This is a genomic window from Pseudarthrobacter sp. NKDBFgelt (assembly GCF_046097905.1).
In the GTDB taxonomy this organism is placed as follows: Bacteria; Actinomycetota; Actinomycetes; order Actinomycetales; family Micrococcaceae; genus Arthrobacter; species Arthrobacter polychromogenes.
In genome coordinates this window covers 1-1,475 of sequence record NZ_JBJURL010000171.1, presented here as the reverse complement: position 1 = coordinate 1,475, position 1,475 = coordinate 1, and the positions used below count along the sequence as shown (strand labels likewise).

Genomic DNA, 1,475 nt, shown 5'->3' with positions numbered 1-1,475 from the left:
GGTCTGCTGCCGCCCGGATTCCGGGCGGCAGCAGACCGGCTCCGGCCTGCAGCCCGGCCGGGGGGCCGCTCCCCGTGACTTTACCGTTGTCCAGGACAAGCCAGGTTCCGGCGTCCAGGAGGGGCGCATCGACCACCTGGCTGAGCACTACGACGGCGGTTCCGAGCTTCACAAGGTCCTGCAGCAGGCGTGCCAGTCCGGCAGTTCCGGCACTGTCCAGCGATGCGAAGGGCTCGTCCATGATCAGCACCTGAGGCCCCGCAATGATGGCGCAGCCGATGGCGAGGCGGCGCAGCTGGCCGCCGGAAAGCGAGCCCGGGTTCTGTTGCAGGAGCTCCGTGAGCCCGAGGACGCCCGCAGTGTGCTCCACCGCGGTTTTCATGGCCTGCCGCCCCATGGCCGCGTTTTCCAGCCCGAACGCCAGTTCTTCCGCCACAGTTGCCCGCACCGTGGAGAGGACGGCGGCGGGGTCCTGGGGAACGAAGCCCACGTGGCGGCCCCATTCCGCGGGGTTGATCCGCGGGTCCCCGCTGCCGCCAAACTCCAGGCGCGAGCCCGCGAGTTCGAGGAAGCCGCGGAGGGTGCCGCCGGTTCCCGGCGGAAGCCATCCGGAGAGCAGCCGGCCCAGGGTGGACTTGCCGCTTCCTGAGGCTCCGAGGACGGCAGTCAACGTTCCCGGAGCAAGGTCGAGATCAATCCCCTCCAGGACGGGGAGGCCTTCCCCGTGGTACGTGAAGCTCCGGATGCGGGCTGAGAGTATCGGCTTGGTTTCTGTTGAGTGGTGCGCGGCGGACATGGCTCAGCTTCCTGCCTGCGTCAGCAACAGCCGCGCCGCGACAGCGGCCGCGGCGGCCGCCAGCAGGGCGGCCCGGAGCACGCGCTGGCCCCGCGGATCCGGAACGTCCCGGTAGCTGGTCCGGGGCCCGGGATTGCTGAAGCCCCGCGCTTCGAGGGCCGCCGTCCGGGTGCCGGCGTCCTCGATCAGGGAAAGGACCAGCGGCACCGCCTGGAGCCGGAACGCGGCCGCGCGGTGCAGCACTCCGCGGCGGACCACCAGTCCACGGGATTCCTGCGCCTGCCGGATCCGTTCCACGCGGGAAGTGATGGCCGGCAGCAGGGTCAGGGTGGAGGCCAGTACGAACGCGAACCGTCCGTGGACACCGCGGGAGGGCAGCACCGCCACCAGGTCCGGCACGCTGACGCTGAAGGAGAACACCAGGAGCGCAAGGACCACCGCCCCCAGCTGCGCTGCCCGCTCCAGGGCGAAGGCAAGCCCCTCCGCGGTAACGCGGGCTACTCCCCACTGGGCCAGGACTGTCCGCCCCTCGGGGAAAAACAGCCCGTGCATGACCAGCAACGACAAGGCCAGTGGGAGCAGCACTGCCGCTGCCGCGGGCAGCAGCCTCCGAGCCGTGCCGCCCCGGGCCGAGAGGACCACGGCCGCGCCCATGACGGCGAGGGACAGCGGCAGGCTG

Annotated in this window: 2 protein-coding genes; both read right to left on the bottom strand. The window is 71.3% G+C overall.

The features are described 5' to 3' along the window. Positions 1–796, bottom strand: a 796-nt coding sequence (locus ACKAE7_RS20955; protein ID WP_408980216.1) for an energy-coupling factor ABC transporter ATP-binding protein, incomplete at its 3' end; no start/stop codon positions are given. A gap of 3 nt (positions 797–799) precedes the next feature. Beyond that, on the bottom strand, positions 800–1,475 hold a 676-nt coding region (locus ACKAE7_RS20950; protein WP_408980215.1), incomplete at its 5' end, for an energy-coupling factor transporter transmembrane component T.